This window comes from Halosimplex yunnanense (assembly GCF_054504345.1).
This window is the reverse complement of record NZ_JBTJEL010000029.1, coordinates 186,319-213,272: the sequence shown is the minus strand read 5'-3', so window position 1 is coordinate 213,272 and position 26,954 is coordinate 186,319. Positions and strand designations below refer to the sequence as shown.

Genomic DNA, 26,954 nt, shown 5'->3' with positions numbered 1-26,954 from the left:
GCTCGTCAGCCGTGTCAGCGGCGACGGCCAGTAATTGTCGCCCTCGGTGGCCTGGTGGTCGTTGACCCAGCAGGTCTCGAACCCGACGTCCTCGGCGACCTGACACTGCTCGACGACACCCTCCCAGGTGTCACCGCCCTCTATCGGAAAAATACCGAACTTCATGGTTCGATAGGACGTGCGACTGGACCCTACATACTTCTTACGAGAGGCCGCCGCGCCGGTCCAACCGCGCGTTCAGAGGTGCTGGGCGACGAACGGCCAGACGCCGTCGGCGTAGTAACGGTGGCCGTCGGGGCCGACGACGAGCTCACACCGATCCAGCGCGCCCGCGGCCTCGTAGATCCCCGAGAGCCGGTCGAACGCTTCGAAGACGCCCTCGATCGGAAAGCGGTCGTCCTCCGTTCCGGCGACCGCGACGAACGGTCGCGGGGCGATGAGGCCGGCGACGTCCCACAGTTCGCCGAGTCGGAGTATCCCGGGGACATAGGTACACTCGCAGTGGTCGACCGACGCGATGGCGTCCTCGAACGAGCAGAACGACGACGACGGCGCGACAACGTCGATACGCTCGTCGAGTGCTGCCGCGAACAGCGCGACGGTGCCGCCGGTCGAGTGACCGGTGAGCGCGACTCGGCCGTCGTTCAGCTCCGGGCGTTTCTCGACGAAGTCGATCAGTCGGGTCACGTCCCAGACGCGGTCGCCGACGAGCGACCGGCCGAACAGTTGCGCGTGCAACTGTAGAGTGTGGCAACTTCGGTAGCCCTGCTCTTCGTCGGCCGGGTTCGAGAGTTCACCCATCCCACGCATGTCCGGGGCGAGTGCCGCGTAGCCGCGTTCGACGGCCTGCACCGCGATGTCGCGTTTCTCCTCGGCGATCTGGCGTCGCTGGTCGTCGGTCTCGGCGTGGCCCACGACGAGTTCCTTCCCGGCGTCGCCGTGACCGTGGGCGACGAGGACGGTCGGATACGGCGGCTCGGCGTCGTCGGGAACGAGGAGATAGAACGGGAGTCGCAGGCCCGTCTCGGTCTGCAGCGTCCACCGCTGGCGTTCGTACCCGTCGAGGGACTCGACGCCGGTACGCTCCGGAGCTAACGACGGGACGTCGGCCTCGGCGATGACATCGTGGCCGAGCACTGCCCGGAGTTCGTCCCGAAACGCGGTCTGCCAGGCACGGAGAGCGTCGCCGGTCTCCCCCTCGTAGGCGTGGCGACGGCCGTGGTCGCGGAAGAGCCGCGCCGTCCACGCGTCCGGATCGAACTGCGGTTCTCCCATGTCGTTTCCCGGTGGGACGGCGGGCGAGATAAAACCCGCTCTCCGTCGGCGGAGCCATCGTGATCTCGCTGGCACGCCCTCGGTTCGTCGGTCGCGATCGGAGCGGCGGCTTCGCGGACGGTCCCACCGCAGTCCGTACTTTAAAGCCGGAGGCCTCCGGTGTGGAACCATGCACGTCGACGGCATGCAGTTCCACAACGTGGGTGAACTCCGCCCGGTCGAGGGCGGCGACGGACGGCTCATCCAGCGAGTCCCGGAACCGATCAGGACCGGTCTCAACGAAGGCGCCCAGTCGCGGATGCGCCACCCGGCAGGCGTCGAACTGCGGTTCGTCCTCGAAGCGGGTGAGACGGTCGAGGTGACGCTCTCTATCGAACCCGGCGGCAGCGCCGACACCGGGACCGTCCGCGTGTTCTGGGGACCGATCCAGGGCTACACGGAAGTGGAGATTGGGCCGGAACCGACGACCCTCGAAGTGTCCACGCCGGAGAAGGTGACGCAACTGAAGGACGAGGCCGTCGAGGATCTGGCGTTCGACCCGCGCGTGTGTCGGGTCTGTCTCCCCGGCGAACACCGCGGCGGCTACACGCTGTACCACGGCGCCGACGGCGAGTACCGCCCGCCGGAGGACGACGAACTCCCGGACCGACGGTATCTCGCCTACGGTACCTCCATCACCGAGGGCGAGGCGCCGCTGGGCGAACACCTGACCTACGTGAGCCAGACTGCCGGCCGCCTCGACGCCGACCTGATCAACCTCGGCTCCTGTGGCACCGCCTACTGCGACGAGGCGATGGCCGACCACATCGCGGATCGCGACGACTGGGACGTCGCTACTCTCTCGCTGTCGATCAACATGGTCGGCACGTTCTCCGTCGAGACCTTCCGCGAGCGCGCCGAGCACTTCGTCGACACGGTCGCGAGCGCGAACCCGGACAAGCCCGTCGCCTGCATCACCATCTTCCGGAGTTCCTACGACGTGGTCGAGGGGGCCGACGAGGACGGCGAGTGCGAGCGGTTCCGCGAGGAACTCCGCGAAGTCGTCGCCGAATCGCCCCACGACAACGTCCACCTCCTCGAAGGGCCCGAACTGCTCCCCACCATCGAGGGGCTCACGACCGATCTCGTCCACCCCGGAGACGGCGCGATGACGACGATGGCGGAGAACCTCGCGGAGGAACTGTCCCCGCTGCTCGCGGACCGCTAACACGGTTCCCCAGAGGCGAACGGTTTAAGTCACTCGTGGTTCCTATGGGATAGTATGACAAATGCGGCGCAGAACGACCGGGGACGCACCATCCGTTCGGTGGAGATAGCGTTCAACATCATCGACGTCCTCCAGGAGAAAGGCGGTGCAGGGGTGACGGACCTCGCGGAGGAGCTAGACCACTCGAAGAGCACGATCCACAGCCATCTGCGGACCCTCGAAGACCGGGAGATCCTCGTCCGCGAGGGCGACGGCTACCGCCTGAGCCTCCGTATCCTCGACATGGCGACGCACGTCCGCGACCAGGTCGGCAACTACGACGTCATCAAGAGCGAAGTCGACACGCTGGCCGAGGAGACCGGCGAGATCGCCCAGTTCGGTATCGAGGAACACGGAAAGGTGTCGTACCTCTACAAGACCACGGGTGAGCGCGGCGTCGAGACGGCCTCCCGTGTCGGCACACAGCAGCCGATGTACTCCACGTCGCTCGGCAAGACCATCCTCGCGTACCTCCCCGAGGATCGAACCGAAGAGATCGTTCACGCTCAGGAGTACGAGGCGCTGACGCCGATGACGATCACGAGTGCCGAGGAACTCTACGAGGATCTGGAGGCCATCCGCGAGCGCGGCTACGGCATCGACGACGAGGAGAACTTCGAGGGCCTGCGCTGCGTCGCGGCGCCGGTCAAAAACGAGGAGACGGTCCTCGGCGCGGTGAGCATCACCGGCCCGTCCAGCCGGTTCACCGTCGACCGCATCCACGACGAACTCTCCGATCAGGTCCAGCGCGCGGCCAACGTCATCGAACTCAACACGAAGTTCGCCTGAGCCGAACTTCGGATCCGCTTCTCTCTTCTCAGTCCCAGGGCAGCGCGTAGCTCGGATCGTCGACGAACCGGTCCATCCCGGCCGATATCGAGACCCGGGTGCCGCTCAGCAGCGACACGCGGAGTGCGTCCTCGTTCGCCGCTTCCGATCCGCGGTCACCATCTGTCCCGGCTTCGCGGGTGCCGTCGGTCTCGACGTCGGTGAACGCGTGCTCGCCGTAGGCGCCCGCCTGCACGATCACGTCGCGCTCGCGACTGCCGCTGTTGACCAGCGTCAGGTCGATCCCCTCGCTGTCGATGGACTCGACGAGCGCGCTGACGCCCTCCGGTAGCCCCGGCCGTTCGCGCTGGGGGTCGAAGTGGCGGACCTGCGCCATCACCATCCCGCCGTAGTAGACCGGCTGAGGCGCGCCCATCGTGAGGTTGAGCAGCCCGCGGTGGAAGACGGGGTTGCGGTCGCGGAGGTAGTCCTCGTTCAGGGTGTCGGGTTCGCGACCCTCCTCGGCCATCCCGTCGAGCAGTTCCTGCGTGTGCGTCCGGTTGGCCTCCAGAACGCGCTCGGGGAACTCGGGGAACTCGCCTTCGAGGTAGGCGAGCCACGGCCATTCGTTGCCGGCCCCGTGCTTCGAGGAGGGGCGCATGTCGACCTGCTTCCACTCCCGGGAGCCCCAGTCGCGGAGCTGTTCGACGCGCTCGCGGTCGGCGTCGTCCAGCGACATGTACCACAGGTGGAACAGGTAGGGGTCGTCGCGGTGGGGCTTGAACTCGTACCAGCCGTCGCGCCACGTGATCTCGCCGTCGTCCTCGCGGAGGCCCGAGCCGTTGTAGTGGTAGTCGCCCTCGCCGCCGTACTTGTGCGGGATGTAGAGGGTGTCGCCCTGCTCGATCCCCTCGTCGATCAGGGTGTCGAGTTGCTGGCGGTGGAAATCGAGGTGGTCGCGGTCGCCCGTCAGGAGCGTCGCGTTCTCGGCAGCGGTGGTCGTCCCGACGCCGACGTAATGCCAGCCGCCCCACGACCAGCCGTACATGCCGCCCCACCACTTCCCGTCGGTGTACTCGCCGATCTCGTCGGAGAACCCGACGTTGTCGGGGATGACCCCGTCGTTGCGCCCCACCCGGTCGCGCCAGGCGTCGAGGTACTCCGTGACCCACTCCCGGTAGTCCTCGTCGCCGGTGTGGAGGTACGCGTTGGTCATCAGGCTGGAGATGGCGAGGTTGAGCGGAATATCCCCCTTCGAGCAGCGCTCGTCGTAGATCTCGTAGAGGCGCTCCTCGTTGTCGGGGTCGAGCAGTTCCGTCGCGTTGTCGAACTCCAGGTCCCGCCACGGGAGGCCGTGGCTGGCCCAGCGGTAGTCGGCGCCGTAGCCGCCGAACGTCGACTGGGCGCCGAAGGCCGACAGATCGCTGTACTCCGGGCCGGCGCTGCCGTTCATCGGTGCGCGGACGAGCCGCTTCTCGGGGTCGTAGTTGTTCAGGTCGCTGTCCCCGAGATACATGTCGGCGAACTTCGCGGCACGCTCGCGGACGACGTCGTCGTCGGGCGCGGCCAGGCCCATGTTGTAGGTGTAGAGGTTCCCCTCGCCGAGGTGGAACCAGTCGCGGCACTGCTCGAACTCCCCGACGACCATCGGGTGGCCGTGAGGAGTGTCCGTTCGTTCGAAGCGCTCGAGGGCGCCTTCGTAGGCGTCCTGGGCGTGCTCCAGCAGGGACTCGTCGCCGCCCATCGCGTAGACGAGCGGCCAGTTGTAGAACCCCTCGATGATGTCGTCGTAGCCGTCGACGCCGACGTGGTCGGCCGGCGGCCAGAGCGGTTCGCCGTCGTCGCCGAGGTAGTCGGCGACGAACTCCTCGACCGCGGTTTCGAACAGGTCGAACAGCGCTCGCTGGCGCGCGGCCCACTCGGGCGGTTGCGCGACCGAGCGACGCGCCGCTAGCTCGAACATACTCCACCCACCGTCCCACGCCGTGATGAACATTTGGGTCGTGGCGGGCTGGTCCGGTTACACGTCGGCCCGGTCTCGGCCCCGACGTCGACTGGGACGTGAGCGCGACGGACCGCGCCAAAAGGGGGACGGAACAGACAGGATCAGTTCGTCGCTCGGCGATCGCGCCGAGCGGCGGTCGATTCGACGCGTTCGTCGTGCCGAGCGAGGTCAGGGGGGACTCGCGTTCGGGTCCTCCACGGACAGCGCCCACTGTTCGACCCACTGGCGCAGACCGCTGCTGGGTACGTCCAGCGAGTGGGTGTTCTCCGGGAGCTGCGGGTAGCCGCCGACCTCGTTGTGATCGGCGATCCAGTAGTCGTACGGCGAATCGGTGTAGGCGTCGCCTTCGCGGTTCTGGATCTCAGAGACGATGCGCGAGTCGTTGCTGGTGCGGTCGGCCGGCCGCGCGCCGGCGTAGTTGAGGTTGTGGCTCTCGACGTCGCCCGACGACATCGCCGAGAACCCGCTGGGCCACAGCGGCCGGGAGGACAGCTCCGAGGTCCCGCCGGTGAGCGGCGTTGAACTGGGATCGGTCACGTTGTCTTCGAGGTAGGCGTTCCCACCCTCGATGGCGGTGTCCCCCAGGTCCTGCGGGATGTAGACGTTGCCGACGATGGACGACTCCGTGTCGCCGTCCATGTTGGTCGCCTCGTTGAAGAAGTACATCACGTTGTTCGCGACGACCGAGCGCGTCTCGGACTTCAGCCGGGGGACCCGGGCACGCGTCTTCCCCCAGACGTTGCCGAGCAGCGCGACGTTGTCGGCGCCGTCGCCGATCAGCGATGCGTAGTTGTGGTCCGAGCCGTCGCCGTACGGGTCGTAGAGCCCCTCGTAGATCAGGCAGTTCGAGAGGGTCGTATCGGTCGTGTCGTAGCCGACGGACATGCACTCGTCGACGCCCCACGAGGCCGTGCAGTGATCGAAGATGTTGTTCGACGTGCCGTCGGCGCTGTTGAACGAGTCGTTGCCCTGAATGTTGCCGCCGTCACCCGGGCCGACGCGCGACCGGAGGTGCTGGACCACGCAGTCGTCGGCGTTGACCTGGAACAGCCCCTGCGTGAGGGTGATCCCCGGCGACGGCGCCGTCTGTCCCGCGATCCAGCACTGGTCGGCGGTCACTTCGAGTTCGCTGCCGCCCAGGTCGATCGTCCCCGAGGTCTCGAAGACCACGAGCCGGTGTCCGCTGCCCTGGACGGCGTCTTCGAGCGCGCTCCGCGTCGGTTCGGTGACCCGGTGGACGGTGACGCTGTCGTCGAACCAGTCCGGGCTGGCGAACCCGTCGCTCAGGTCGAAGTACGCACCGTCTCCCTCGGTGCCACCGCCGCCGCTGTCGCTCGACGTCGAGAACGTGTTGGCCGACCCGACGGCGGTGTCACCGTCGCTCGCGTCCGCGGCCGCCCGGAACTCGTGGTCGGTGCCCGACGACAGTCCCGAGACGGTTTCGCTGTAGGAGCCCGTGGACGACAGCGTCTGCGCGCCGGTCGCGGACCACGAACTCGCGCCCGACTCCCGCCACTCGAAGTAGGCGTCCGCCGAAGCGGCGCCACCCAGATCGTCGAGAGCGCCCGAGAGCGTCGCCGACGAGGCGTCGACGCTGGCGGCCGACCCCGTCGAGACCACTGGGTCAGTGTCACCGCTTCCGCCGCCGTCGGACGTCGAGACGCTGCCGGCGACCTCCACGTCGCCGACGTCCTCGTTACTGTCCGGCGAGAGCCCCGAGAGGTTCGAGAACTCGGCCGTACACAGTGTCCCTTCGGCGTGGCTACAGACGGCCAGTCCGACGTACGCGCTACCGGCGAAGTCGATCTCCCCCGGGGAGATGTCCGCGATGAGCGTCCAGTTGCTCCCGTCCGTCGAGCCGTACGCTTCGATCGTGTCACCTGAGCGAACGAGCCGCTGCCAGGTCGCCTCCATCGTGCCGCCCGAAGTCTCGGCCTCGCCGGTCCCGCCGGAGGTGGTGCTCTGGGCCTCTACCCCGTCGTCCGAGCGCCACTGGAAGGAGGTCTGGTTGCCGGGTGTCTTGCGGATCATCGCGTGTTCGGCGTCGTCGTTCAGTGTCTGCCTGACCATCAGGCCGGCGCGCGCCCACGGGTCGGTATCTTCGAGACTGTCGACCCGGACGGTCACGTCGAAGTCGCCGTCGACCTCCGTGTAGTAGTAGTGGAACTCGTCGCGAGCGTTCCAGATGTCGTACCCTGCTCCCTCGACGGTGATCGTCGTCGCCGCAGCGACCCCTTCGGTCGCGTAGTTCGATGCCAGTGCCCCCGCAGCCCCGAGCCCGACTGCCCGGAGAAACGTACGTCTGTCATGGTGTGCCATTGATGCCACCAACGAACATTGCGAATGGATGTGTGATAAACATTTTCTAGATATATTAACAACAAATATTATGATCTGGATCATAATGGACACCCAGTCCGCAATCACGGCTCGGGATGATCTGTGGTCGAAATCCAAAGAGCAGCAGCCCAGCGGCTACCGACGTTCAGGCGACTGTCTGGCGAAAGAAGGCGGGCGAACGCGACTACGCCCGCTACGCAGACGCCGGAAAACGAAGCTCCCGGATCAGCGAGTTATGGCGGACTCGCGCCCGGGTCCTCGACGGCCAGCGCCCACTGGTCGATCCACTCGCGGAGCCCCAAATCCGGGATGGTCAGCGAGTGGGTGTTCTCCGGCAGCTGTGGGTAGCCGCCGACCTCCTCGTGGTCGGCGACCCAGTAGTCGTACGGCGAGTCGGTGTAGGCGTCACCCTCGCGACCCTGGATCTCCGAGATGATCCGCGAGTCGTTGCTGGTACGGTCGGCGGGCCGCGCACCGGCGTAGTCGAGGTTGTGGCTTTCGACCTCGCTGGAACCCATCGCGGACAGTCCGCTGGGCCACAGCGGCCGTGAGGACAGTTCCGAGGTCCCGCCCGTGAGCGGCGTCGAGTTCGGTTCGACGACGTTGTCCTCGAGATAAGCGTTCCCGCCCTCGATGACGGTATCCTCGAGGTCCTGCGGGATGTAGACGTTGCCGACGATGGACGACTCGGTATCGCCGTCCATGTTGGTCGCCTCGTTGAAGAAGTACATCACGTTGTTCGCGACGACCGAGCGCGTCTCGGACTTCAGCCGAGGGACGCGAGACCGCGTCTTCGCCCAGACGTTGCCCAGCAAGGCGACGTTGTCGGCGCCGTTACCGACGAGTGTGCTGTAGTTGTGGTCCGCGCCGTCGCCGTAGGGGTCGTGGAGCCCCTCGTAGATGAGGCAGTTCGAGAACGTCGTCCGGTCGGTGTCGTAGCCGACGGACATACACTCGTCGACGCCCCACGAGGCCGTGCAGTGGTCGAAGATGACGTTCCGCGTGTCGTCGGCGTTGTTGAACGAATCGTTGCCCTGAATGTTGCCGCCGTCTCCGGGGCCGACGCGGGAACGCAGGTGCTGGACGACCACGTCGTCCGCGTTCACCTGGAACAGGCCCTGCGTGAGCGTGATCCCGGGTGAGGGAGCGGTCTGCCCGGCGATCCAGCACTGGTCGGCGGTCACTTCGAGTCCGTCGCCGTCGAGGTCGATCGTCCCCGAGGTCTCGAAGACCACGAGTCGGTGGTCGCCGCCCTGCACGGCGTCTTCGAGTGCGCTGCGGGTGGGGTCCGTGACTCGGTGGACAGTGACGTCGTCGTCGAACCAGTCCGGGCTGGCGAACCCGTCGTCCGGAGCAAAGTAGGCACCGCTCCCCCCGGCGACGCCGTCGCCGTCGTCACTCGTCGTCGAGAACGTGTTGAGCGACCCGACAGCCGCGTCGCCGTCGCTCGCGTCCGCGGCCGCTCGGAACTCGTGATCGGTCGCCGCTGACAGCCCCGAGACGGGTTCGCTGTAGGAGTCCGGCGACGACAGCGTCCGCGACTCGGTCGCCGTCCACGCGTCCGCATCCGACTCTCGCCACTCGAAGTACACGTCCGCGGAGGAAGCGCGGCCGAGGTCGTCGAGTGCGCCCGAGAGCGTCGCCGACGAGGTTTCGACGTTCGACGCCGATCCCGTCGAGACAACCGGGTCGGTGTCTTCGACTTCGTCACCGTCGTTTCCGCCTTCGGTTGTCGAGACGCTGCCGGCGACTTCCACGTCGCCGACGTCTTCGTTGCTATCGGGCGAAAGCCCCGAGAGGTTCGAGAACTCCGCGGTCGCGAGCGTGCCCTCGTCGTGGCTACTGACGGCGAGCCCGACGTAGGCGCTGCCGGCGAAGTCGATCTCGCCGGGCGAGATGTCCGCGATGAGCGTCCAGTTCTCACCGTCAGTGGAGCCGTACGCCTCGATGGTATCGCCTGAGCGCACGAGGCGCTGCCAGGTCGCCTCCATCGTGCCGCCTGACACCGCTGCTTCACTGCTCCCGTCGTCTGACGTTGTGCTTTCGGCTTGAACTCCGTCGTCCGACCGCCATTGCAGCGACGTCGCGTTGTCCGGCGTTTTCCTGACGATCGCATGTTCAGCGTCGTCGTTCAGCGTCTGCCTGACCATCAGGCCCGTCTTGGCCCAGCCGTCGGTGGCTTCGAATTCGTCGAGCCGGACGCGCACGTCGAAGTCGCCGTCGACTTCGGTGTAGTAGTAGTGGAACTCGTCGCGGTCGTTCCAGATGTCGTAGCCAGCCCCTTCGACCGTTATCTCTCCGGTTTCGGGTGCCACGTTCGTCGTGAACGTGTTCACGGACCCTGTATCCGTATCGCCGTCGCTCGCTGTCGCCACCCCACGGAACTCGTAACTCGTCTCCGGCGAGAGCCCCGAGAGGTCCGCGTCGAACGACGTCGACGACGACACCGTCTGGGTCGCTGTCGCGGACCAGGAACTCGCGGCGCTCTCGCGGTACTCGAAGCCGACCTCGGCCGAATCGCTTCCACCGAGCTCGTCGAGAGCACCCGAGAGCGTCGCCGACGCGCTGCCGACATCGGACGCCGATCCCGTCGAGACGGCGACGTTCGTATCGCTCCCACCGCTTCCGCCGCCGGTGCTCGTCGAAACACTGCCGGCGACGTCAACGTCGCCGATGTCTCCGTTGCTGTCCGGCGAGAGTCCCGAGAGATTCGAGAACTCCGCCGTCGTGAGTGTCCCCTCGCTGTGACTACAGACGGCGAGACCGACGTACGCGCTACCGGCGAAGTCGACCTCTCCCGGCGAGATGTCGGCGATGAGCGTCCAGTTCTCGCCGTCCTGGGAGCCGTACGCCTCGATGGTATCACCGGAGCGAACGAGGCGCTGCCAGGTCGCTTCGATCGTTCCCCCGGAGACCTCCGCCTCGCTGCTGCCGTCGTCGGAGGTAGTACTTTCGGCCTGGCTGCCGTCGTCCGAACGCCACTGCAGCGACGTGCCGTTGCCCGGCGTCTTCCGGATCATCGCGTGCTCGGCGTCGTCGCTCAGCGTCTGCCTGACCATCAGCCCCGCCCGCGCCCAGGGGTCGGTCTCTTCGAGATCATCCACCCGGACGGTCACGTCGAAGTCCCCCTCGAGTTCGGTGTAGTAGTAGTGGAACTCGTCGCGGCCGTTCCAGATGTCGTACCCCGCACCCTGGATCGTGATCGTCGTCGCCCCCGCGACGACGCCCGATCCGTAGTTAGCTGCGAGTGCCCCTGTCGTCCCGAGCCCCACAGCCCGGAGAAACGTGCGCCGATTGTGGTGTTCCATGTGTGCCACATTTCGGGCACAATTGGACAGATAATAAATATATCCTGTATGTATTTATATTACGTTTTAGCAAACATCGCAAGCCACTTACTTACCAGATGCTTGCCGCTAAAGCGTCCGGGATCGCGGCAGACTGATCACGTCGAAGAACGCCCGAGTGGCTCGAATTTATTCCCCCGATTCCGCCGGTTCGACTTCGCCCCAGACGGCCTCGCTGCCTTCGGTCGGCGCGGCCCACTCGACGGCGTTGGCGATGACTTGCTGGACCTCGTCCTGATAGAGGATGGGGTACTCCTCGTGTCCGGGACGGAAGGCGAAGATCCGCCCGCGGCCGCGGCGATAACAGACGCCCGAGCGGAACACCTCGCCGCCCTCGAACCACGAGATGAGGACCGTGCGGTCGGGTTCGGGGATGTCGTACGGTTCGCCGTACATCTCCGTCGACGGGATCTCGAACGACTCCGGGAGCCCGTCGGCGATGGGGTGACCCGGGTCGGCGACCCAGACTCGCTCGGTCTCGCCGCCGTGGCGGTACTTGATGTTACAGGTTGTGCCCATCAGCCGCTTGAACGCCTTGGAGTTCTTCCCGGAGTGCAGCGGGACGAAGCCCATCCCCTCGTGGACGGCGTCGACCACGCGCTCGGCCACCTCGTCGGAGACCTCGTCGTTGGCGCAGTGGGACCACCAGACGAGCACGTCTGTCTCGGCGAGGACGTCCTCGGAGAGCCCGTGCTCGGGTTCCTGGAGCGTCGCCGTTCGCGTCTCGAAGCCGCGCTCGGCGAGCGCGTCCGCGACGGCGCCGTGGATGCCGTCCGGGTACCGCTCGGCGACCTCCGGCTCTTCCTGTTCGTGGACGTTCTCGTTCCATACGGTGACGCGGAGCGTCATTACCGCCGTCTGCTCCGCCGAGCGGAATAAGTCCTTCCGTCGTGCTCGCCCGCGCGTCGCCCGTCGGTTACTCCGCTACGGGTTCGTCGGTTCGGGGGAACTGGGAACCGGTGGCGCTGCCGAACGTCGGCGCCCACGGCGCGTCGCTGTCGAGAACCACATCGCCGTCCGCGGTGATCGTCACGTCGTGGCCGGCGTACGGGAACGAGATCCGTGTCGGCGCCGGCTGGTCGCCGCTGGGGTCGACCAGCGTGTTGAGCGCGTCGGGGTCGATCGCGTCGGACAGCGGAGGCAGATCCCCTGCGTCGGTCCGGTCCGCTGCCGCCACCGCTTCGATGATTGCGAGTACGATCGTCTGTGATTCGTCGGACATACTCCGGTGAACCCACCTGGGACATAAACCCCTATTCGCTACTTGCTTGCGGCTGGTGGACTCGTGGTCTCCGCTTGCTATTCAGATCGAGGTTCGATCGGCACGCAGAATCGCATCGCCACCGTCCACAACTGCCGGCACGTGTTCCCGCTCGCTCACGCCCGCTGAGGGGGACTGATTCCCCAGCCCCGAACAATTACGATTGTATCCCTGTAATCTCCAGCCCGAATACGGGGGCGCTCAGTCCAGAACCGGATGATATACCGTGATGGTCGAAGCCGTACATCGACCAATACAGCGCTGGGAAGCCGTAATTTCCCTGATTCGCAACCAGCGAACGGACAGGTTCCCTCGCAGGGGTAGACGGACCGCCCCGCTTCCAGACAGCTATCCGACGAAACGGTCGCGATATGCTCGTACTGCGCTCGATACGCGATCAGCGGCAACAGTTGACGGTCCTGTCGCGTCGGGGGCAGCTCGTGCTTGATGGTGGATAGACACGAAAAGAGAGTCGATACCGTCCCCCAGAGGGGAACACCACGCGTGAGGGATATTCCCACGACCTCCGTCCGTATCCGGACCCATTCTCGATCAAATGGCTCTCTACGCACCGATTTGGCGGGTGTACTGGATTCTTGGGGACCGATTCTCGCCAGACACGTTCCTGATAGGGGAACACACTTCCGTTCCGCCGTTCTCACATGATTTAAGCGCTGGGGGCCGAGTGTTCACACATGGACATCGCGACCATCCGGAGCTACGCGCTCTCCTCCCCGATCGACCCCCCGCAGGACCGCCAGTTCCACGGCGGGACGCGACGGCTGCTGAAACGCGACGTCGTGCTGGTCGTCGTCGAGACGAGCGACGGCAGGCAGGGGTTCGCGACCGCGGGCGCGAGCAGTTCCGCGATGACGGAGTACTTCGAGGGCGAGTCGCAGGGAACGTTCGCGGACATCATGGAAGGCCCGGTGGCCGACGCGCTCGAAGGCGAAGGCGTCGAGTCGATCACCGACGCCCACGACCTGATCCGGGCGGGAGACGTCCCCGAAGGCGACGTGATCGAGGCGATTTCGGCCATCGACGTGGCGCTGTACGACCTCCGCGGCAAGGAACACGGCGTCCCGATCTACGAGCTGCTGGCCGAGGAGTACGACTCCGATCCGACGCTCGACCTCCCGCTGTACGCGAGCGCCGGGATGTACATGGACCCCGAGGGCTTCGCCGAGCAAGCGGAGGTCATCGAAGATCTGGGATTCTTCGGCTACAAGTACCGCCCGGGAATCGGCCCGGACGGTGATCGGCAGACGGTCGAGTTGCTCGCCGACGCGCTCGAGGAGACGGAGTTCATGCTCGACACCCACACCTGGTGGAAACTCGGCGAGGCCTACGGCCGCGAGACGGTGCGAGAACTCGTCGAGTACGCCGGCGAGCAGGGCGCCTACTGGGTCGAGGAGCCCGTCGAACCGGACGACTACGAGGGCTACGTCGAACTCGCCGCGACCGGGACGCCGCTGGCCGGCGGTGAGAGCGAGGAGTCCGCGGAGGGCCTCGTCGAACTCGGCGAGACGGGCGCCGTCTCGTTCCTGCAGGGCGACGTCCGCCACCACGAAGGGTTTACCGGCTGCCGCGACGCCGTCGAGTTCTGCCGGGGCCGCGACGTGGAGTTCGTCCCCCACAACTTCGGCACGTGGCTCGGGCTCGCCGCGAACGCCCACCTCGTCGCCGCCGCGCCGGAGGTCGAACTGCTGGAGTACCCCGTCTTCGAGGACGACTCGGCGCTCGATATCGGGTCGGTCGGGGGCATGTACCCCTTCGATCTCGCCTTCGACATCATCGAGGGCGAGCCCGACGTCGAGGACGGCGTCCTCTCTGTCCCCGAAGGGCCGGGGCTTGGCGTCGACGTCGACCTCGACGTGGTCGAGGAGTACCCCTTCACCGACGGCCCGTGGACCGAGTTCCACTACGACGAGTGAGCGACGGCTGACGGCCGGACGCGGAACGATTTCTCTGTAGAACTAGTTCGAGTACGGAAGGCGGAGGGCGAGGAGAACCGCGCCCCTCAGTGCCAGTGACGCACGCGAGTGGTCGGCGACGTCACTCGATGAGACGGTTGATGTCGTCGTCGAGCTGGTCGTACAGTTCGGCCGCGCGGTCGCGCTGGTCGGGCGTGAGCGGTCGGATCGGTTCGCGGACCGAGCCGCCACCCCCGTGGAGTCCGGAGAGTTCCAGGCCTTCCTTGACCGCGGCGACGCTGGACGCGCCGACCAGGGTGTTTTCCTTCCCGGTCTCGTCGCGGAACTCCTGGTAGGGGAGACAGATGTTGCGCAGTTCGCGGGCGCGCTCCCAGTCCTCTTCCTGCAGCGCATCGAAGAGCGCGAGTCCGACTTCCGGGCGGAAGTTGCTGACGCCGGCGGAGAAGCCCTCGACCCCCTCGGCCCAGAACGAGACGGCGTACGGTTCGGCGAGGCCGTCGACCCAGACCACGTCGTCCGTGCCCGCGGCGATGCCCGCGCCCAGTTTCACCGGGTCTTCCAGCGCGTACTTGATGCCGACGACGCCGTCGACCCGCGTCAGGCCGGCGAGGTAGTCGACCGACGGGTCGAACCCGCGGACGTAGGGGACGAGCGGCCGGTCGCTCGCGGCGTCGAGCTCCCGGTAGTAATCGAGCAGCCCCTGCTCGTGGAGGTAGGTGTGGTCCGGGGGCATGATCATCATCGCGTCGACGCCGTGTTCGTCGTAGGCTTCGATCAGTTCGATCGCGTCCGCGGTGCTCCCGCCCACGCCACCGAGGACGCACGCGTCGTCGGGAAGCGCCTCGACGCTTGCCTTCGCGATGGAGATCCGCTCGTCCTGGGAGAGCGAGTGATATTCGCTGATGTTCGCAGTCGCCAGAAACGTCCGTATTCCTTCGTCGTAGAGCGCCTGCGCGTTGTCGGCGAGTTTGTCGTATTCGATTTCCAGGGAGTCGTCGAAGGGTGTCAGGAGACCGACAGCCACCCCTCTGAGACGCTCCCGTATCTGGCCGTCTGACAAACGCATGGTGTGAAGATCCGCGTCATCTCCTATAAACCCATCGTCTACTTCGGTCGATCCGGTGGATCCGGCGCGCGTGAGGGCGTCCAGGAATCGAGGCGCTCGTAGTGGGCTTCGAGCCGCTCGCGGTCCGTCGGGCCGAGATCGGCGAGCGGGGGCCGCAGGGCGCCGCCCTCGTATCCCGCCAGATCGAGGCCCCGTTTGACCACCGGGACGTTGTTGCCGTTCGGAACAGTGCTGTCCTCGCCGGGTTCGTCCCGGAGGTCCTCGAGCGGCCGGAGCGCCCGCTGGATGCGGCGGGCGCGGTCCCACTGGCCCTTCTCGATGGCCTCGAACAGCGCGAGGGTCACCCGCGGGACGAAGTTGCCGACGCCTGTCGTGTACCCCGTCGCCCCCTCGATGGCGAACGGGATCGCGTACCGCTCGGCGATGCCGTTGACCCACGTCACCGCGCCGTCGGCGTCCTCCGCCGTCTGGGCGAACTCGCGCACGTCGGGGACTGCGAACTTCACCGCGACCACTTCGTCGCGTTCGGTCAGGTCCACGAGCACGTCCCGGGTGATCTCCGGTCCGCGCTTGTAGACCACGACGCCGAGATCGGTCCCGTCGCAGATGGCCTCGTAGTACGAGCGGAGTCCGCGCTCGTGAACGTAGGTGTGGTCGGGGTGCATCACCATCACGGCGTCGGCGCCCGCTTCCCGGTACCGATCGGCGAGGTCGAGGACCTCCCGTTCGTTGCCGGCAGCGCCGGCCGCGACGGTCGCTTCGTCCCCGACGGCCTCGACGTGGGTCTCGACGACCGCGACGCGCTCCTCGTCGGTCAGGGCGTAGTATTCGCCCGTGTTTCCGCACGGGACGAACAGCCGCGCGCCGGCCTCGTAGAGGCCCGAGAGGTTCTCGGCCAGCGCGTCGTGGTCGACGTCTCCGCCCCCGGGATCGAATGGCACCGGCGTGGTGAACGCGACGGTCTCGAAGCTACTTCGCAGTCTCCCTCCGTCCATGTCCGGACGTTCGCCCAGCACGACCTTAAACGTTGACTGGCGTTCCGTCTGCCGATCTCTCGGGCGCGAGCGACACTCCGGCCGCCGCGCCGGGGCGACGCTGCTACCCACCGGCCGGCGCCCAGCACAAGCTATATGCGCCGGCGGGTATCGCAGTGAGACATGGAGATACGCGAGCTCGACGTGTACGGACTCTCGCACAGGCTACCAGACGGCGAAGGTCTCGGCGACGCCCGGGGGTTCGGTCACGACCGGGCGACGACGCTCCTGCGGCTGGAGACCGACGACGGCACCGTCGGCTGGGGCGAAGCCTTCGCGCCGGGACCCATCGTCGAGGCGACCGTCGACGAGCTGTTCCGCGACGAGGTCGTCGGGATGGACCCGTTCGACTCGGAGTCGCTGGCGACCCGCTCGTACACCGACCCGTACCACTTCGGCGGGAGCGTCTTCGTCCAGGCCGTCGTCAGCGCCGTCGACGTGGCCTGCTGGGACATCCGCGGCAAGACCGTGGGCCGCCCGGTCCACCGTCTGCTCGGTGGTCGCGAGCGCGAGGAACTGCTGCCCTACGCCTCGACGATGTACTACACCGAGCGCGACCGCCCTATCGAGGAGCCGATCCGCGAGGCGGTCGACGAGGGATTCGAGGCAGCCAAGATCAAGATCGGCGCGGATCCGGAGACCGACGTCGAACGGGTGCGGACGGCCCGGGAAATCCTCGGCGACGACGCCCGCCTCATGGTCGACATCAACGGCAACTACCGGCCCGACCAGGCCATCAAGACCGCGAAGGCCATCGCCGAGTACGACATCACGTGGATTGAGGAGCCCGTCCCACCGGAGAACCTCTCGGGCTACCGCGAACTCCGCGAACGGACGGACGTGCCGCTGGCGGCAGGGGAAGCCCACTACGGCCGTTTCGAGTTCAAACGGCTGATCGACGACCGCCTCGTCGACGTGGTCCAGCCGAACCTCGCGCGCTGCGGCGGCCTCTCAGAGGCGCGGCGGATCGCCGACCTCGCCTCGACCGAGAACGTCGCGGTCCGCCCGCACATCTGGAACAGCGCGGTCGGCCTCGCCGCGGCGGTCCAGTTCGCCGCCAGCGTCTCGGACTACCCTCACACCCGCAACGTCCCCGATCCGATGATGGTCGAGTTCGACCGCAGCACCAATCCCCTCCGCGACGACATCCTCGAGACCCCCTTCGACCCGAGCGGTGGGCGCCTCGCGGTGCCGCAGGAGCCCGGACTGGGGATCAGCGTCGACGAGGACGCCATCGAACGGTACCGGATCGAGTGACCGGGCCGAGCCGGCCACCGCGTCCGAACCCCGTATCCATCAGATTTTTACCTTTGTTTTTCGATTGACAGGGCATGGCAGACGAGAGCGACCGCGACGGACAGTCGCGGGGATCGGCCGTATCATCGTTGACCTCACGTCGACCGTCGCGGAGACAGGTACTTTCCATGACTGGGACGGCCGTGCTGGGGGCGATCGCCGGATGTAGCGGCGGAAACGACGGAACACCCACCGACGCCGACACGCAAACTGAACCGGCGGCGACGCCCACTGACTCCCCCACGCCAAGCCCCACGTCCACTCCGACGGAGACGCCGACGCCGACCGCGACCGACCGCGACATCGAGGCGTTGCTGGCCGAGTACCGCTGCCCGGGCGGCGAGGAGTTCGACGCGGTCGTCGCCCAGGACGGTTCGGGAGACTTCGAGTCCGTTCAGGCGGCGATCGACGCCATCTCGCCGGGAACTTTCGACGGCTACCGCGTGCGCATCAAGCCCGGCCGGTACAAGGAGAAGATTCGCCTGCCGCCCAACCGCACCGACGTGACGTTCGTCGGCGACGACGTGGCAGAGACGGTCCTCACCTACGACGACCACGCGGACAAGCCCGGCGACAACGGCGAGGAACTCGGCACTTCCCAGTCCTCGAGTTTCTTCGCCGACGGGCTCGATTTCACGGCGCGGAACATCACCTTCGAGAACGCGGCCGACCCCGTCGCCCAGGCCGTCGCCATGCGGATCAGCGGCGACCGCGCGTTCTTCGACAACTGCCGGTTCCTCGGCAACCAGGACACCCTCTACAACTACGGGCGGGGCACCCGCCAGTACTTCCGGAACTGCTACGTCGAGGGCGACGTGGACTTCATCTTCGGTCTGGCCACCGCCGTCTTCGACAACTGCAAGATCAACTGCAAGGACGAGGGGTACATCGCCGCCCCCGCCACGCCCGAGAAACAGGAGTACGGCTACGTCTTCCGGAACTGCGAGATCACGGGCGACGCCCCCGAACAGTCGGTCTATCTCGGCCGCCCGTGGGAACCCTACGGACAGGCCGTGTTCATGAACTGCTACCTCGGCGACGTGATCCGGCCGCGGGGCTGGGAGCCGTGGGACGAACCCGAACACGACGACAAGACGAAGACGGCGTTCCTCGCCGAGTACAACAACGAGGGGCCGGGAGCGGCGCCCGACCAGCGCGTCGACTGGGCCCACCAGCTGAGCGACGAGGAGGCCGAGCCGTACCGATCCCTCGAGACGCTGTTCGACGGGTGGGCCATCGAAGACTGCCTCTCGGACGGGAGCGCGTAGGTCGCGGCTCCGGATCCGACATTTTGATAGGGCAACGAGCCGGGTATTGGGTATGGACGTACTGGTTACCGGCGCGTACGGTCGGTGCGGGACGGCGCTGATCGACCACCTGCACGACGACGACGCCTACGACTTCACGTACTACAACCGGTCGGACCGACCCGACGACCACCCCTACGGCGGCTACGAGACGGTCGTCGGCAACGTCACCGACGCCGAGAAGCTCCAGGCCGCCTCCGAAGGCCGGGACGCCATGGTCCACATGGCCGCCTACCCCTACACGGACGGCGACTGGACGGACGTGCTCGAACCCAACATCGTCGGCGCGTACAACGCCCTCGAAGCCGCTCGGCAGGAAGAGCTGGAGACGTTCGTCTTCCTCTCGACCAACCACGTCGTGGGGCTGTACGAGACCGAACACGCCCCGGAGCTGTACAGCCGGGACTACAACCTCGTCGTCGACCACAACGACCCGGTCCGCCCGGACTCCTACTACGGCGCCTCCAAGAGCTTCGGCGAGGACCTGGCCCGCTACTACGTCGAGGAGTTCGAGTACCCCAAGCAGGTGTACTCGCTGCGCGTCGGGACGGTCAACATGCCCGAGTACGACCACCCGTACGGCGACGCGGAGTCGGCCGTCGACGACGGCGAGTACGAGCGCGGGAGCCCCGAGTACGAGCGGGACGTCGCCCGGATGAAATGCACCTGGCAGTCCCGCCGGGACTTCGCCCACCAGGTCGAGTGCTGTTTCGAGGACGAGTCCGTCGAGTACGGCGTCTACTACGGGGTCAGCGACAACCAGCGCCGGTGGTTCGACCTCGAACACGCCCGCTCGGAGATCGACTACAACCCGCAGGACGACGGCGACGAGTGGGACGAACCGCCCGCTTGAGAGCGGCCCCGATCTCCTGGCGGCGACGGCGACCCTTTTGCGACGACGGCGAACGACTGCCGACGCCGCGGCTTTTCACCGAAGGTCGAGAGAGAAAGCCTCGTGAGCGGGACCGAGAGCGGTCGAGAGAGAAAGCCTCGTGAGCGGGACCGAGAGCGGTCGCGCGAGGTGGGAGCGCGCGACCGACGGCCCCGCCGACGATAGAGACAGCAGTTCCGCGGGCGGATTGCGCGGAGTGACGGTGGTCGGTCGGATGGTTGTACAGTGTCCCGCGTGGGGTCGGGACAGTATCGTCTTGGAACATCTACTACATATGCTTTTCCCCAGTTACGGCGGCGGTCGCGGTACTCCCACTGTCGGGTCGACCCAAACCAATTTATAGCAGTGTAACCCACCTTTGGGTAATGGCGACCAGCAAGAACGCGAGCGGTGCGAACAGGCTTTCGACGCGAGCGGTGTCGGAACTCAGGGACTCGGTACTGGCGAGGGTCATCGTGCTGGGGATCCTCCTGGCCATCCTCGCGGTGTCGATCGAAGGGGCGATCCAGGTTGGGATCTTGGTCCGCGGGATCTCCGGCATCTGGGCGACGATCTTCCTGCTGTGGGGCACTGCGCTCGTGATCGCCGGCACGGTCGGCCGAATCCTGATCTGGTGGCGCCGCCGGTAAAAGGGGACAGTCGCTATCGCTCGGTCAACTGCGAGACGTTGTGTTCTCCGGGTTCCCGCGTCAGCGAGAGCCCGTCGAACTTCCGGATGGTGAACTCGCCGAGGACGTTCACCTCACAGCCCTCTTCGAGGTGGCCCCCGACAGTTCGATCGCCGTTGAACGCCGTGACGTGGAGGTGCGGTTCGCCGTCGGCGATGGCGCCGCCGACGTTCGTGACCTCCCACGACCCCTCCAGTTCGAGGTCTACGTTCCGGTCCGACTGGTCCTCCGGCAGGTCCGTCCGGTTGACGTAGTGGATGTTGAGGTTGCTGAACGTCCCGATCCCGGAGACGACGGCGCCCGTGTCGACGTCGTGTTCCTCGCACGCCGCTTCGATCGATTCCAGGGCCATGTCGCCGCGGTCGAGACGGACGACTACGTGTCCGTCGTCGGATTCGAAGGTCTCCATACACCCAACTGGTCGGCCGGCGCGAGAATAAATCTGCCCCTACCGGAAGTCAGGCCCGCCGGACGAACGCGAGACACGTCGGCTTGGGGACGGGCCGGCGCACGCGCTCGTCCAGCCCGCCGTCCTCGCCGACGGCGAAGCTGACGACGGTGAAGTCGTCACGGTTCTCCGCCAGCAGGAAGCGGCCAGCAGGGTCGAAGGCGAAGTCTCGGGGGTTCGCGCCGCCGGTCGGCGCGTGCCCGATCGCCGAAAGCGACCCGTCGTCGCCGACGGCGAACCCGGCGATGCTCTGGTGGCCGCGGTTCGAGACGTACATCCGGCCACTCCGATGGACGTGGACGTCCGAGGGCGAATTATCCGCGGTCGCCACGCCGTCGGGAACCGTACTCACAGAGTCGACGGGCGTCAGCGCTCCGGTGGCTGCGTCCCGGGAGAGCGCCGTCACCGTCGAGTCGAGTTCGCCGACGAGGTAGCCGTACTCCCCATCGGGGTCGAAGGCGAGGTGGCGCGGCCCCGTTCCCGGCGGGAGCGTCGCGCTCGCGTCGTCGACCGGACGAAGTCGGTCCTCCGCTGGGTCGATCCGGTACGCTTCCACCCGGTCCGTCCCGAGGTCCGGGACGTAGAGGAACTCCCCGTCGGGGCCGGGAACAGCGGCGTGCGGATGGGGTTCGGCCTGTCGGTCGGGATCCGCGCCGCTGCCCTCCTGGGTCACGACGTCGCAGGCCTCCCCGAGGTCACCGTCGGCGTCGAGGGGGTACATCGCGGCCGTTCCGCCCCCGTAGTTCGCGGTGAAGGCGTAGCGGCCCGTCGGATCGACGCTCACGTAACACGGGCCGACGCCCTCGCTCGACCGGTCGGAGAGCCGACGCAGCGATCCGTCGGCCCGGTCGACCGCGAATGCGCTCACCGTGCCGCCGTCGGTGCGGTCGGCGACGTAGACCCTGTCGCGGTCGGGATGGACGGCGAGGTACATCGGATGCTCGACCGGTGTCGACGCCGTCTCGGACAGCGTCCCATCTGCCGCGTCGTAGGCGTACGCGTAGATCCCCGCGTCGCCGTCGCCGGCCGTCGAACAGACGAGCGCGAGGTGCTCACGATCAGTCATGGTCCGCTGTTGGCCCGGATCCGTCTTGATTCGTCCGGTCACCGTACTCGACACCTCGGACACGGGGAAACTCGCGTCGAAAAAAGCGAACGCGCGAACGGGTCGTCAGTCGTCGGACGGAGCGGTACCGGTGGAATCGTCGGCGCCGATGGTGAACTCGTCGGCGTCCTCGTCGACGATGGACTCGCTCGACCAGTACTCGTGGTCCTCGACCATCCGGAAGCAGGCCCCGCGGTGGGACTCGGCGCCGGTGTCGGCCTCGTACGAACCGGGCGTCTGCTCGGCGCACACCTCGCGGGCTTCGGGACAGCGGGTGTGGTAGCGGCAGCCGCTCGGCGGGTTCGTGGGGTCCGGGATGTCGATCTCGCGGATCGGCGACTCGTCGGTGCGCTCTTCTTCCGGATCGAGTTCCGGCGTCGCCCAGCGCAGCGCCTGCGTGTAGGGGTGCTGGGGGTTGTTGATGACCTGTTCCGGCGGCCCGATCTCGACCAGTTCGCCGAGGTAGAGGACGCCGATGCGACCGCCCGTCCGCTCGGCGATGTAGCGGGCGTTCGAGAGGTCGTGGCTGATGAACAGGTACGAGGTGTCGAACATGTCCTGCAGTTCGATGAGGAGGTCCATCATCTCCACGCGGAGGCTCACGTCGAGCGCGCTGACGGGTTCGTCGGCCAGGATGACCTCGGGGTTCATCAGCATCGCGCGGATGAGCGCGACGCGCTGTTGCTCGCCGCCGGAGAGCTGGTGGGGATAGCGCTCGTAGTAGTCCTCGGGCGGCGTCATTCCGACGTGTTCGAGCATGCTCATGACCCGCTGGCGCCGGTCGTTGCCGTCGAGGTCGTCGTGCCACCGCTTCAGCGGCGCTTCGAGGATCTTGCTGTTGCGTCGGTGAGGGTTGAGCGCGCTACCGGGGTCCTGGTGGACGATCTGGAGCGACCGGCGGATCTCGCTCCAGGAGACCGATCCGTCACCACCGCCGTCGCGGACGTCCCAGATGTCGTTCCCGCGGTACTCGACGCTCCCCCCGGTCGGCCGCTGGAGCCCGACGGCGGTCTTCCCGAGTGTCGTCTTCCCGCAGCCGGACTCGCCGACGAGGACGACGACGTCGTTCTCGTAGATATCGAGGTCGATGCCGTCGACCGCCTTGACCTTCGGCGGGTCGTCGAAGAAGTCCATGAAGCCCGCTTCCTGCTCGAAGTGGACCTCCACGTCGTTCATCGACAGGACCGGCTCCTCGCCCTCTCGGTCGGGAACGGCCCTCGTCGACCGGAGTTCCGACCCGTCTTCGGCGAGCGCGGCGGTGTCCGAGTCCTCCGTCATCGGGATCTCCTCGGCGGCGTGCTCCCAGTGGTGACAGTGGACGAACCGCCCCTCGCCCGCGTCGTACGGGCCGGGGTCGACGTCGACGCACTGCTCGTCGGCCAGCGGACAGCGCGGGTGGAACGAGCAGCCCGCGGGCACGTTCACCGGGTCGGGCGCCGAGCCCTCGACCGGCCGCATGTTCTCGATGGGCGATTCGAGGTTCGGTGTCGACTTCAGGAGCATCCGCGTGTACGGATGGGCGGCGTCTTCGAGGATCTCGTCGGTCGGCCCGAGTTCGACGAACTCGAAGGCGTACAGCACGCCCACCCGATCGGCGATGTCGGCGACCAGCGGCAGGTCGTGCGTGATGAAGACGATGGTCAGGTCGTAGCGCTCCTTGAGGCTCTCCAGCAGGGAGATGATGGAGCGCTGCATCAAGAGATCCAGCGCCGCGGTCGGCTCGTCCATCACGAGCACTTCGGGTTCGAGGACCAGCGAGAGCGCGATGAGCGCCCGCTGTTTCATCCCGCCGGACAGCTCGTGGGGGTAGGAGTCGAGCACGCGGTCGGCGTCGAGGTACAGGTCGCCGAGGAGCTGGCGTGCCCGTTCCATGCCCTCGCGGACGTCGTAGTCGTGGGCTTCCAGCGTCTCGACGAAGTGGGTCTCGATGTCCCGGACGGGGTTGAACGAACTCATCGCCCCCTGGAACACCATCGACACCTCTTCCCAGCGGTACTGCTTCCGTTCCTGCTTGCTCAGTTCGAGGACGTCGAGCGACTCGCCGTCGCCCGGGTTGTACGTGATGTTACCTTCGAGGTACCCCGGGTCGACGACGGCGTCGAGCAGGGCCGAGGCGAACATCGACTTGCCCGACCCCGACTCGCCGACGACGCCGAGCACCTCGTTGCGCTCGATGTCCATGTCGACGTTGTCGAGGACGCGCGATTCGCCGCGCTCCATGTCGAACGAGACCGTCGTGTCCCGCATCTGCAGGATCGGGTCGCTGTGCGCCACCGTCCGTTCGTAGTCTGTCTCGGAAACCGTCATTTAGACACCTCCGACCATGGTATCGCCGCTCGTTTCGTCCTCGCCGCTCGCCTCGCCGCCCTCGGAGCGTTTCTCGTGGCGGGCGCGGACGCGCGGGTTGAAGACGCGGTCCAGCGACTGCCCGAGGAGGATCAGGCCGATGGAGAAGACGATGATGGCGATCATGGGAACCAGGAACCAGTGGAGCGCACCCGGTCGGGTGTGGGCGCTAGCCTGGTAGGCCTGGTTGAGCGTGATCCCCCAGTTGAGCTTCTCGAAGGGCAGGATGCCCAGATAGTACAGCGCGACCGCCGAGAAGATGACCCGGCGGGCCGCGTTGGTCAGGTTGATCACGACGAACGGCATCAGGTGCGGGACGATCTCCTTGAAGATGATGTCCCGCGACGGGATGCCCATCGCCCGCGAGGCCTCGACGAACGACTCAGAGCGCAGCGTCAGCATCTGCGAGCGGATCGCGCGGGCGAGACCGCCCCACGCGGCGATGCTCAGCAGGAGGCCGATGATGTAGGGATTGCTCCCGATGGGAAGCAGCAGTGCCAGCACCATCACCGTCGGCAGTCCCGGCAGGTTGATGAAGATGTCCGTGATCGAACTCAGGACCGTGTCGACCCAGCCGCCCTTGTAGCCGGCGATGGCGCCGACGAGCGTCCCGACCCCGACGGTCGCGAGGGCGCCCGAGAACACCATCTTCAGGATCTCGGTCGTCGAATAGACCACCTGTGAGAGGAGGTCTCGGCCCATCCGGTCGGTCCCGAGGGGATACTCCCAGTTCTGGAACGGCTTCGCCAGCGCGCCGGCCTCGCCGACCGTGACCGGTTCGAGGAGGTGTGGCCCCACGATACCCATGAAGAGGTAGAAGAAGACGACGGTGAACCCGATCCGGGCGCGCCAGTCCGTCCAGACGATGAGAAACGGCGCGCGGATGTAGCTGTCGTAGATCTTGCGGATCCTGTCGATCCGGGTCTCCTCGACCGAGGAGACGACCTCGAACGGCGAGTCGACGCCGACGTTCCCGCCGTCGGTCCGCGCAACGGGCTCGTCGGACGACTCGCCGTCGGCCGATCCGTCGCCGGACGGAATGGCTTCGAGCGCTTCGGCGTGGTCGGTCCGCTCGGACTCGTCGGTCGGGTCACTCATCGTTCGATCCCTCCGCTAGTGCATATCGCTCGGTGGATTCCATGTCTCTGTCTGTCTCGGTTGTCCGTGACGGGGTCCTCCCGTCGCCGCAGCCGCGTGCGGGCGCCCGCGGCGCCGCCGAATCGCGGGACTGGGGCGCCCCCGTCCGCTGGTTCTCAGTATGCTTCACTTTCCTGCCCCTGTGCCCGCGGGTCCAGATAGCCGTACGTGAGGTCGGCGATCAGCAGCGTGGTGACGACTGCGAGCGTGATTACCACGAATCCGCCCATCATCAGCGCGTAGTCGCGCTGGTAGGTCGCCGACAGCATGTACCACCCGATGCCGCGGTACTGGAACACCTGCTCGAGGACGATCGACCCGCCGAACATCTCGCCGATGCTGATCAGCAGCGTCGTGTACATCGGGAGGATGGCGTTGCGAGCGACGTACTGCGTCGAGATGGTCACGTCGGAGAGCCCGCGGAGTCGCGCGACCCGCAGGTAGTCCTCGCCGAGGACGCGGATCGCGTTCCCACGCATCCCCAGCGACGCCACCCCGGACGCGACGATCATCGAAAGCACCGGCAACGCAGCGTGCCGTACCACCCCCGAGATGAACGGCCACGTTAACCCCGGTTCGACGCCGGTCGGCTGCTTGCCGCCAGTCGGGAAGATGCCCCATCGGTAGGACATGAAGATCAGCAGCATGATCGCCAGCACGTAGAACGGGATCGAACCCATCACGATCGCCCACGACGTCAGTCCCACGTCCAGCTTCCCGCCTTCCCAGTACGCCATCAGCGCGCCGACGGTGATGCCGATGAAGAAGCTGAGGAACGTCGCCCAGCTCAGCACGAACAGTGTCCAGGGCAACGACTGTGCGATGATGTCGACGACCGACTCCTGGTAATACACCGACTGACCCAGGTTCCCCTGGGCCATGTTTATCATGTAGTCGGCGTACGCCTGTGGAATCGGTTTCGTCGGGTCGATGCTCAGCCGCAGTTCGACCAGCTCGCGGGCGCGGACGGGGTCCATCCCCCTCCGCTCGAGCTGCTGGATCATCGCCCCCATCGGATTGCCCGGCATCATCCGGACGATCACGAACGAGAGCGTGATAACGGCCCACGCGGTGAACGCTGTCTGCCCTAGCCTGCGCAGACGCCAGTCTATGTTTACCATGATCCTACTACTTGAATGGTAGTGATTCCGAACCCCTTGAATGTATCCCTCCATCGCCCGTGCGCGGGCACCCGTAATCAGTCGACGGTACGTCACGATGGACTGATAAAGGATGTCCCGTTCCGATACCCGGTCAGCGTTCGGGGTTCGACCGACCGATCAGAACGGTTCCCACCCCGTCCGGATGACGACGGCGCTTGCGACGAGCGTCAGCACCGTCGGAACGAGCGTCAACTGTGCGACGACGTACGGGGCGGTGCCGGGCTCCAGGAAGTAAAAACAGAACCCCAGCAGCAGTAAAAAGAGGATGTCGGCCCCGAAGATCACTTTCGCGGCGGACTTGAGCAGTCCCATACCT

General features: G+C 66.6%; 21 protein-coding genes and 1 pseudogene. 7 read left to right on the top strand and 15 right to left on the bottom strand.

Annotation, left to right across the window (positions count from 1 at the left end):
• Both AB2U09_RS04465 and AB2U09_RS04460 read right to left on the bottom strand, forming a co-directional pair.
• Positions 1 to 165, bottom strand: a pseudogene (locus AB2U09_RS04465) (LLM class flavin-dependent oxidoreductase); the annotation flags it as partial.
• A 72-nt stretch (positions 166 to 237) separates the two neighbouring features.
• The gene (locus tag AB2U09_RS04460) at positions 238 to 1,275 is read right to left on the bottom strand and encodes an alpha/beta hydrolase family protein (RefSeq protein ID WP_459191485.1); all 1,038 of its coding nucleotides are present in this window, start codon (positions 1,273 to 1,275) and stop codon (positions 238 to 240) included.
• Between the two features lie 169 nt (positions 1,276 to 1,444).
• On the opposite strand from AB2U09_RS04460, the gene AB2U09_RS04455 reads away from it, so the two are divergent.
• Together AB2U09_RS04455 and AB2U09_RS04450 are read left to right on the top strand one after the other, a co-directional pair.
• A complete protein-coding gene (locus tag AB2U09_RS04455) occupies positions 1,445 to 2,482 on the top strand; it encodes an SGNH/GDSL hydrolase family protein (protein ID WP_459191484.1) in 1,038 nt (345 codons plus the stop codon).
• Between the two features lie 54 nt (positions 2,483 to 2,536).
• Entirely contained in the window at positions 2,537 to 3,310 is a 774-nt protein-coding gene (locus tag AB2U09_RS04450) for an IclR family transcriptional regulator (protein WP_459191483.1), read from the top strand.
• Between the two features lie 28 nt (positions 3,311 to 3,338).
• Here the strand turns inward: AB2U09_RS04450 and AB2U09_RS04445 are convergent, their stop codons facing one another.
• From AB2U09_RS04445 to AB2U09_RS04425, 5 genes are all read right to left on the bottom strand, one after another.
• Positions 3,339 to 5,252 carry a DUF8034 domain-containing protein gene (locus AB2U09_RS04445; RefSeq protein WP_459191482.1) on the bottom strand — a complete coding sequence of 638 codons (1,914 nt, stop codon included), beginning with the start codon at positions 5,250 to 5,252 and terminating at the stop codon, positions 3,339 to 3,341.
• A gap of 210 nt (positions 5,253 to 5,462) precedes the next feature.
• Positions 5,463 to 7,613, bottom strand: a complete 2,151-nt coding sequence (locus tag AB2U09_RS04440; RefSeq protein WP_459191489.1) for a hypothetical protein — start codon at positions 7,611 to 7,613, stop codon at positions 5,463 to 5,465.
• A gap of 254 nt (positions 7,614 to 7,867) precedes the next feature.
• Positions 7,868 to 10,942, bottom strand: coding sequence for a hypothetical protein (locus AB2U09_RS04435; protein WP_459191481.1), 3,075 nt, complete (start codon positions 10,940 to 10,942; stop codon positions 7,868 to 7,870).
• A 168-nt stretch (positions 10,943 to 11,110) separates the two neighbouring features.
• Complete coding sequence (locus AB2U09_RS04430; protein WP_459191480.1) at positions 11,111 to 11,830, bottom strand: ThuA domain-containing protein; 720 nt, start codon at positions 11,828 to 11,830, stop codon at positions 11,111 to 11,113.
• Between the two features lie 67 nt (positions 11,831 to 11,897).
• Entirely contained in the window at positions 11,898 to 12,203 is a 306-nt protein-coding gene (locus AB2U09_RS04425) for a HalOD1 output domain-containing protein (RefSeq protein WP_459191479.1), read from the bottom strand.
• A 734-nt stretch (positions 12,204 to 12,937) separates the two neighbouring features.
• On the opposite strand from AB2U09_RS04425, the gene AB2U09_RS04420 reads away from it, so the two are divergent.
• Positions 12,938 to 14,176 (top strand): mandelate racemase/muconate lactonizing enzyme family protein, encoded by a 1,239-nt coding sequence (locus AB2U09_RS04420; protein ID WP_459191478.1) that lies wholly within the window; start codon positions 12,938 to 12,940, stop codon positions 14,174 to 14,176.
• A 121-nt stretch (positions 14,177 to 14,297) separates the two neighbouring features.
• Here the strand turns inward: AB2U09_RS04420 and AB2U09_RS04415 are convergent, their stop codons facing one another.
• Positions 14,298 to 15,242, bottom strand: a complete 945-nt coding sequence (locus tag AB2U09_RS04415) for a dihydrodipicolinate synthase family protein (RefSeq protein WP_459191477.1) — start codon at positions 15,240 to 15,242, stop codon at positions 14,298 to 14,300.
• 38 nt (positions 15,243 to 15,280) lie between these two features.
• On the bottom strand, positions 15,281 to 16,237 hold the full coding sequence (locus AB2U09_RS04410) for a dihydrodipicolinate synthase family protein (protein ID WP_459191476.1): 957 nt from the start codon (positions 16,235 to 16,237) through the stop codon (positions 15,281 to 15,283).
• Positions 16,238 to 16,399: 162 nt separating this feature from the next.
• On the opposite strand from AB2U09_RS04410, the gene AB2U09_RS04405 reads away from it, so the two are divergent.
• From AB2U09_RS04405 to AB2U09_RS04390, 4 genes are all read left to right on the top strand, one after another.
• The gene (locus AB2U09_RS04405) at positions 16,400 to 17,533 is read left to right on the top strand and encodes a mandelate racemase/muconate lactonizing enzyme family protein (protein WP_459191475.1); all 1,134 of its coding nucleotides are present in this window, start codon (positions 16,400 to 16,402) and stop codon (positions 17,531 to 17,533) included.
• 167 nt (positions 17,534 to 17,700) lie between these two features.
• Positions 17,701 to 18,840, top strand: a complete 1,140-nt coding sequence (locus tag AB2U09_RS04400) for a pectinesterase family protein (protein WP_459191474.1) — start codon at positions 17,701 to 17,703, stop codon at positions 18,838 to 18,840.
• A 52-nt stretch (positions 18,841 to 18,892) separates the two neighbouring features.
• A complete protein-coding gene (locus AB2U09_RS04395; protein WP_459191473.1) occupies positions 18,893 to 19,732 on the top strand; it encodes an NAD-dependent epimerase/dehydratase family protein in 840 nt (279 codons plus the stop codon).
• A gap of 404 nt (positions 19,733 to 20,136) precedes the next feature.
• A complete protein-coding gene (locus AB2U09_RS04390) occupies positions 20,137 to 20,400 on the top strand; it encodes a hypothetical protein (protein ID WP_459191472.1) in 264 nt (87 codons plus the stop codon).
• Between the two features lie 13 nt (positions 20,401 to 20,413).
• Here AB2U09_RS04390 and AB2U09_RS04385 read toward each other — a convergent pair whose 3' ends face one another.
• From AB2U09_RS04385 to AB2U09_RS04360, 6 genes are all read right to left on the bottom strand, one after another.
• Positions 20,414 to 20,848 carry a PPC domain-containing DNA-binding protein gene (locus tag AB2U09_RS04385; RefSeq protein WP_459191471.1) on the bottom strand — a complete coding sequence of 145 codons (435 nt, stop codon included), beginning with the start codon at positions 20,846 to 20,848 and terminating at the stop codon, positions 20,414 to 20,416.
• Between the two features lie 49 nt (positions 20,849 to 20,897).
• Complete coding sequence (locus tag AB2U09_RS04380) at positions 20,898 to 21,953, bottom strand: lactonase family protein (protein ID WP_459191470.1); 1,056 nt, start codon at positions 21,951 to 21,953, stop codon at positions 20,898 to 20,900.
• 105 nt (positions 21,954 to 22,058) lie between these two features.
• A complete protein-coding gene (locus tag AB2U09_RS04375; RefSeq protein WP_459191469.1) occupies positions 22,059 to 24,299 on the bottom strand; it encodes an ABC transporter ATP-binding protein in 2,241 nt (746 codons plus the stop codon).
• The gene (locus tag AB2U09_RS04370) at positions 24,300 to 25,436 is read right to left on the bottom strand and encodes an ABC transporter permease (protein WP_459191468.1); all 1,137 of its coding nucleotides are present in this window, start codon (positions 25,434 to 25,436) and stop codon (positions 24,300 to 24,302) included.
• A gap of 155 nt (positions 25,437 to 25,591) precedes the next feature.
• Complete coding sequence (locus AB2U09_RS04365; RefSeq protein ID WP_459191467.1) at positions 25,592 to 26,596, bottom strand: ABC transporter permease; 1,005 nt, start codon at positions 26,594 to 26,596, stop codon at positions 25,592 to 25,594.
• Between the two features lie 159 nt (positions 26,597 to 26,755).
• A complete protein-coding gene (locus AB2U09_RS04360; protein ID WP_459191466.1) occupies positions 26,756 to 26,950 on the bottom strand; it encodes a hypothetical protein in 195 nt (64 codons plus the stop codon).
• Positions 26,951 to 26,954: the final 4 nt, after the last annotated feature.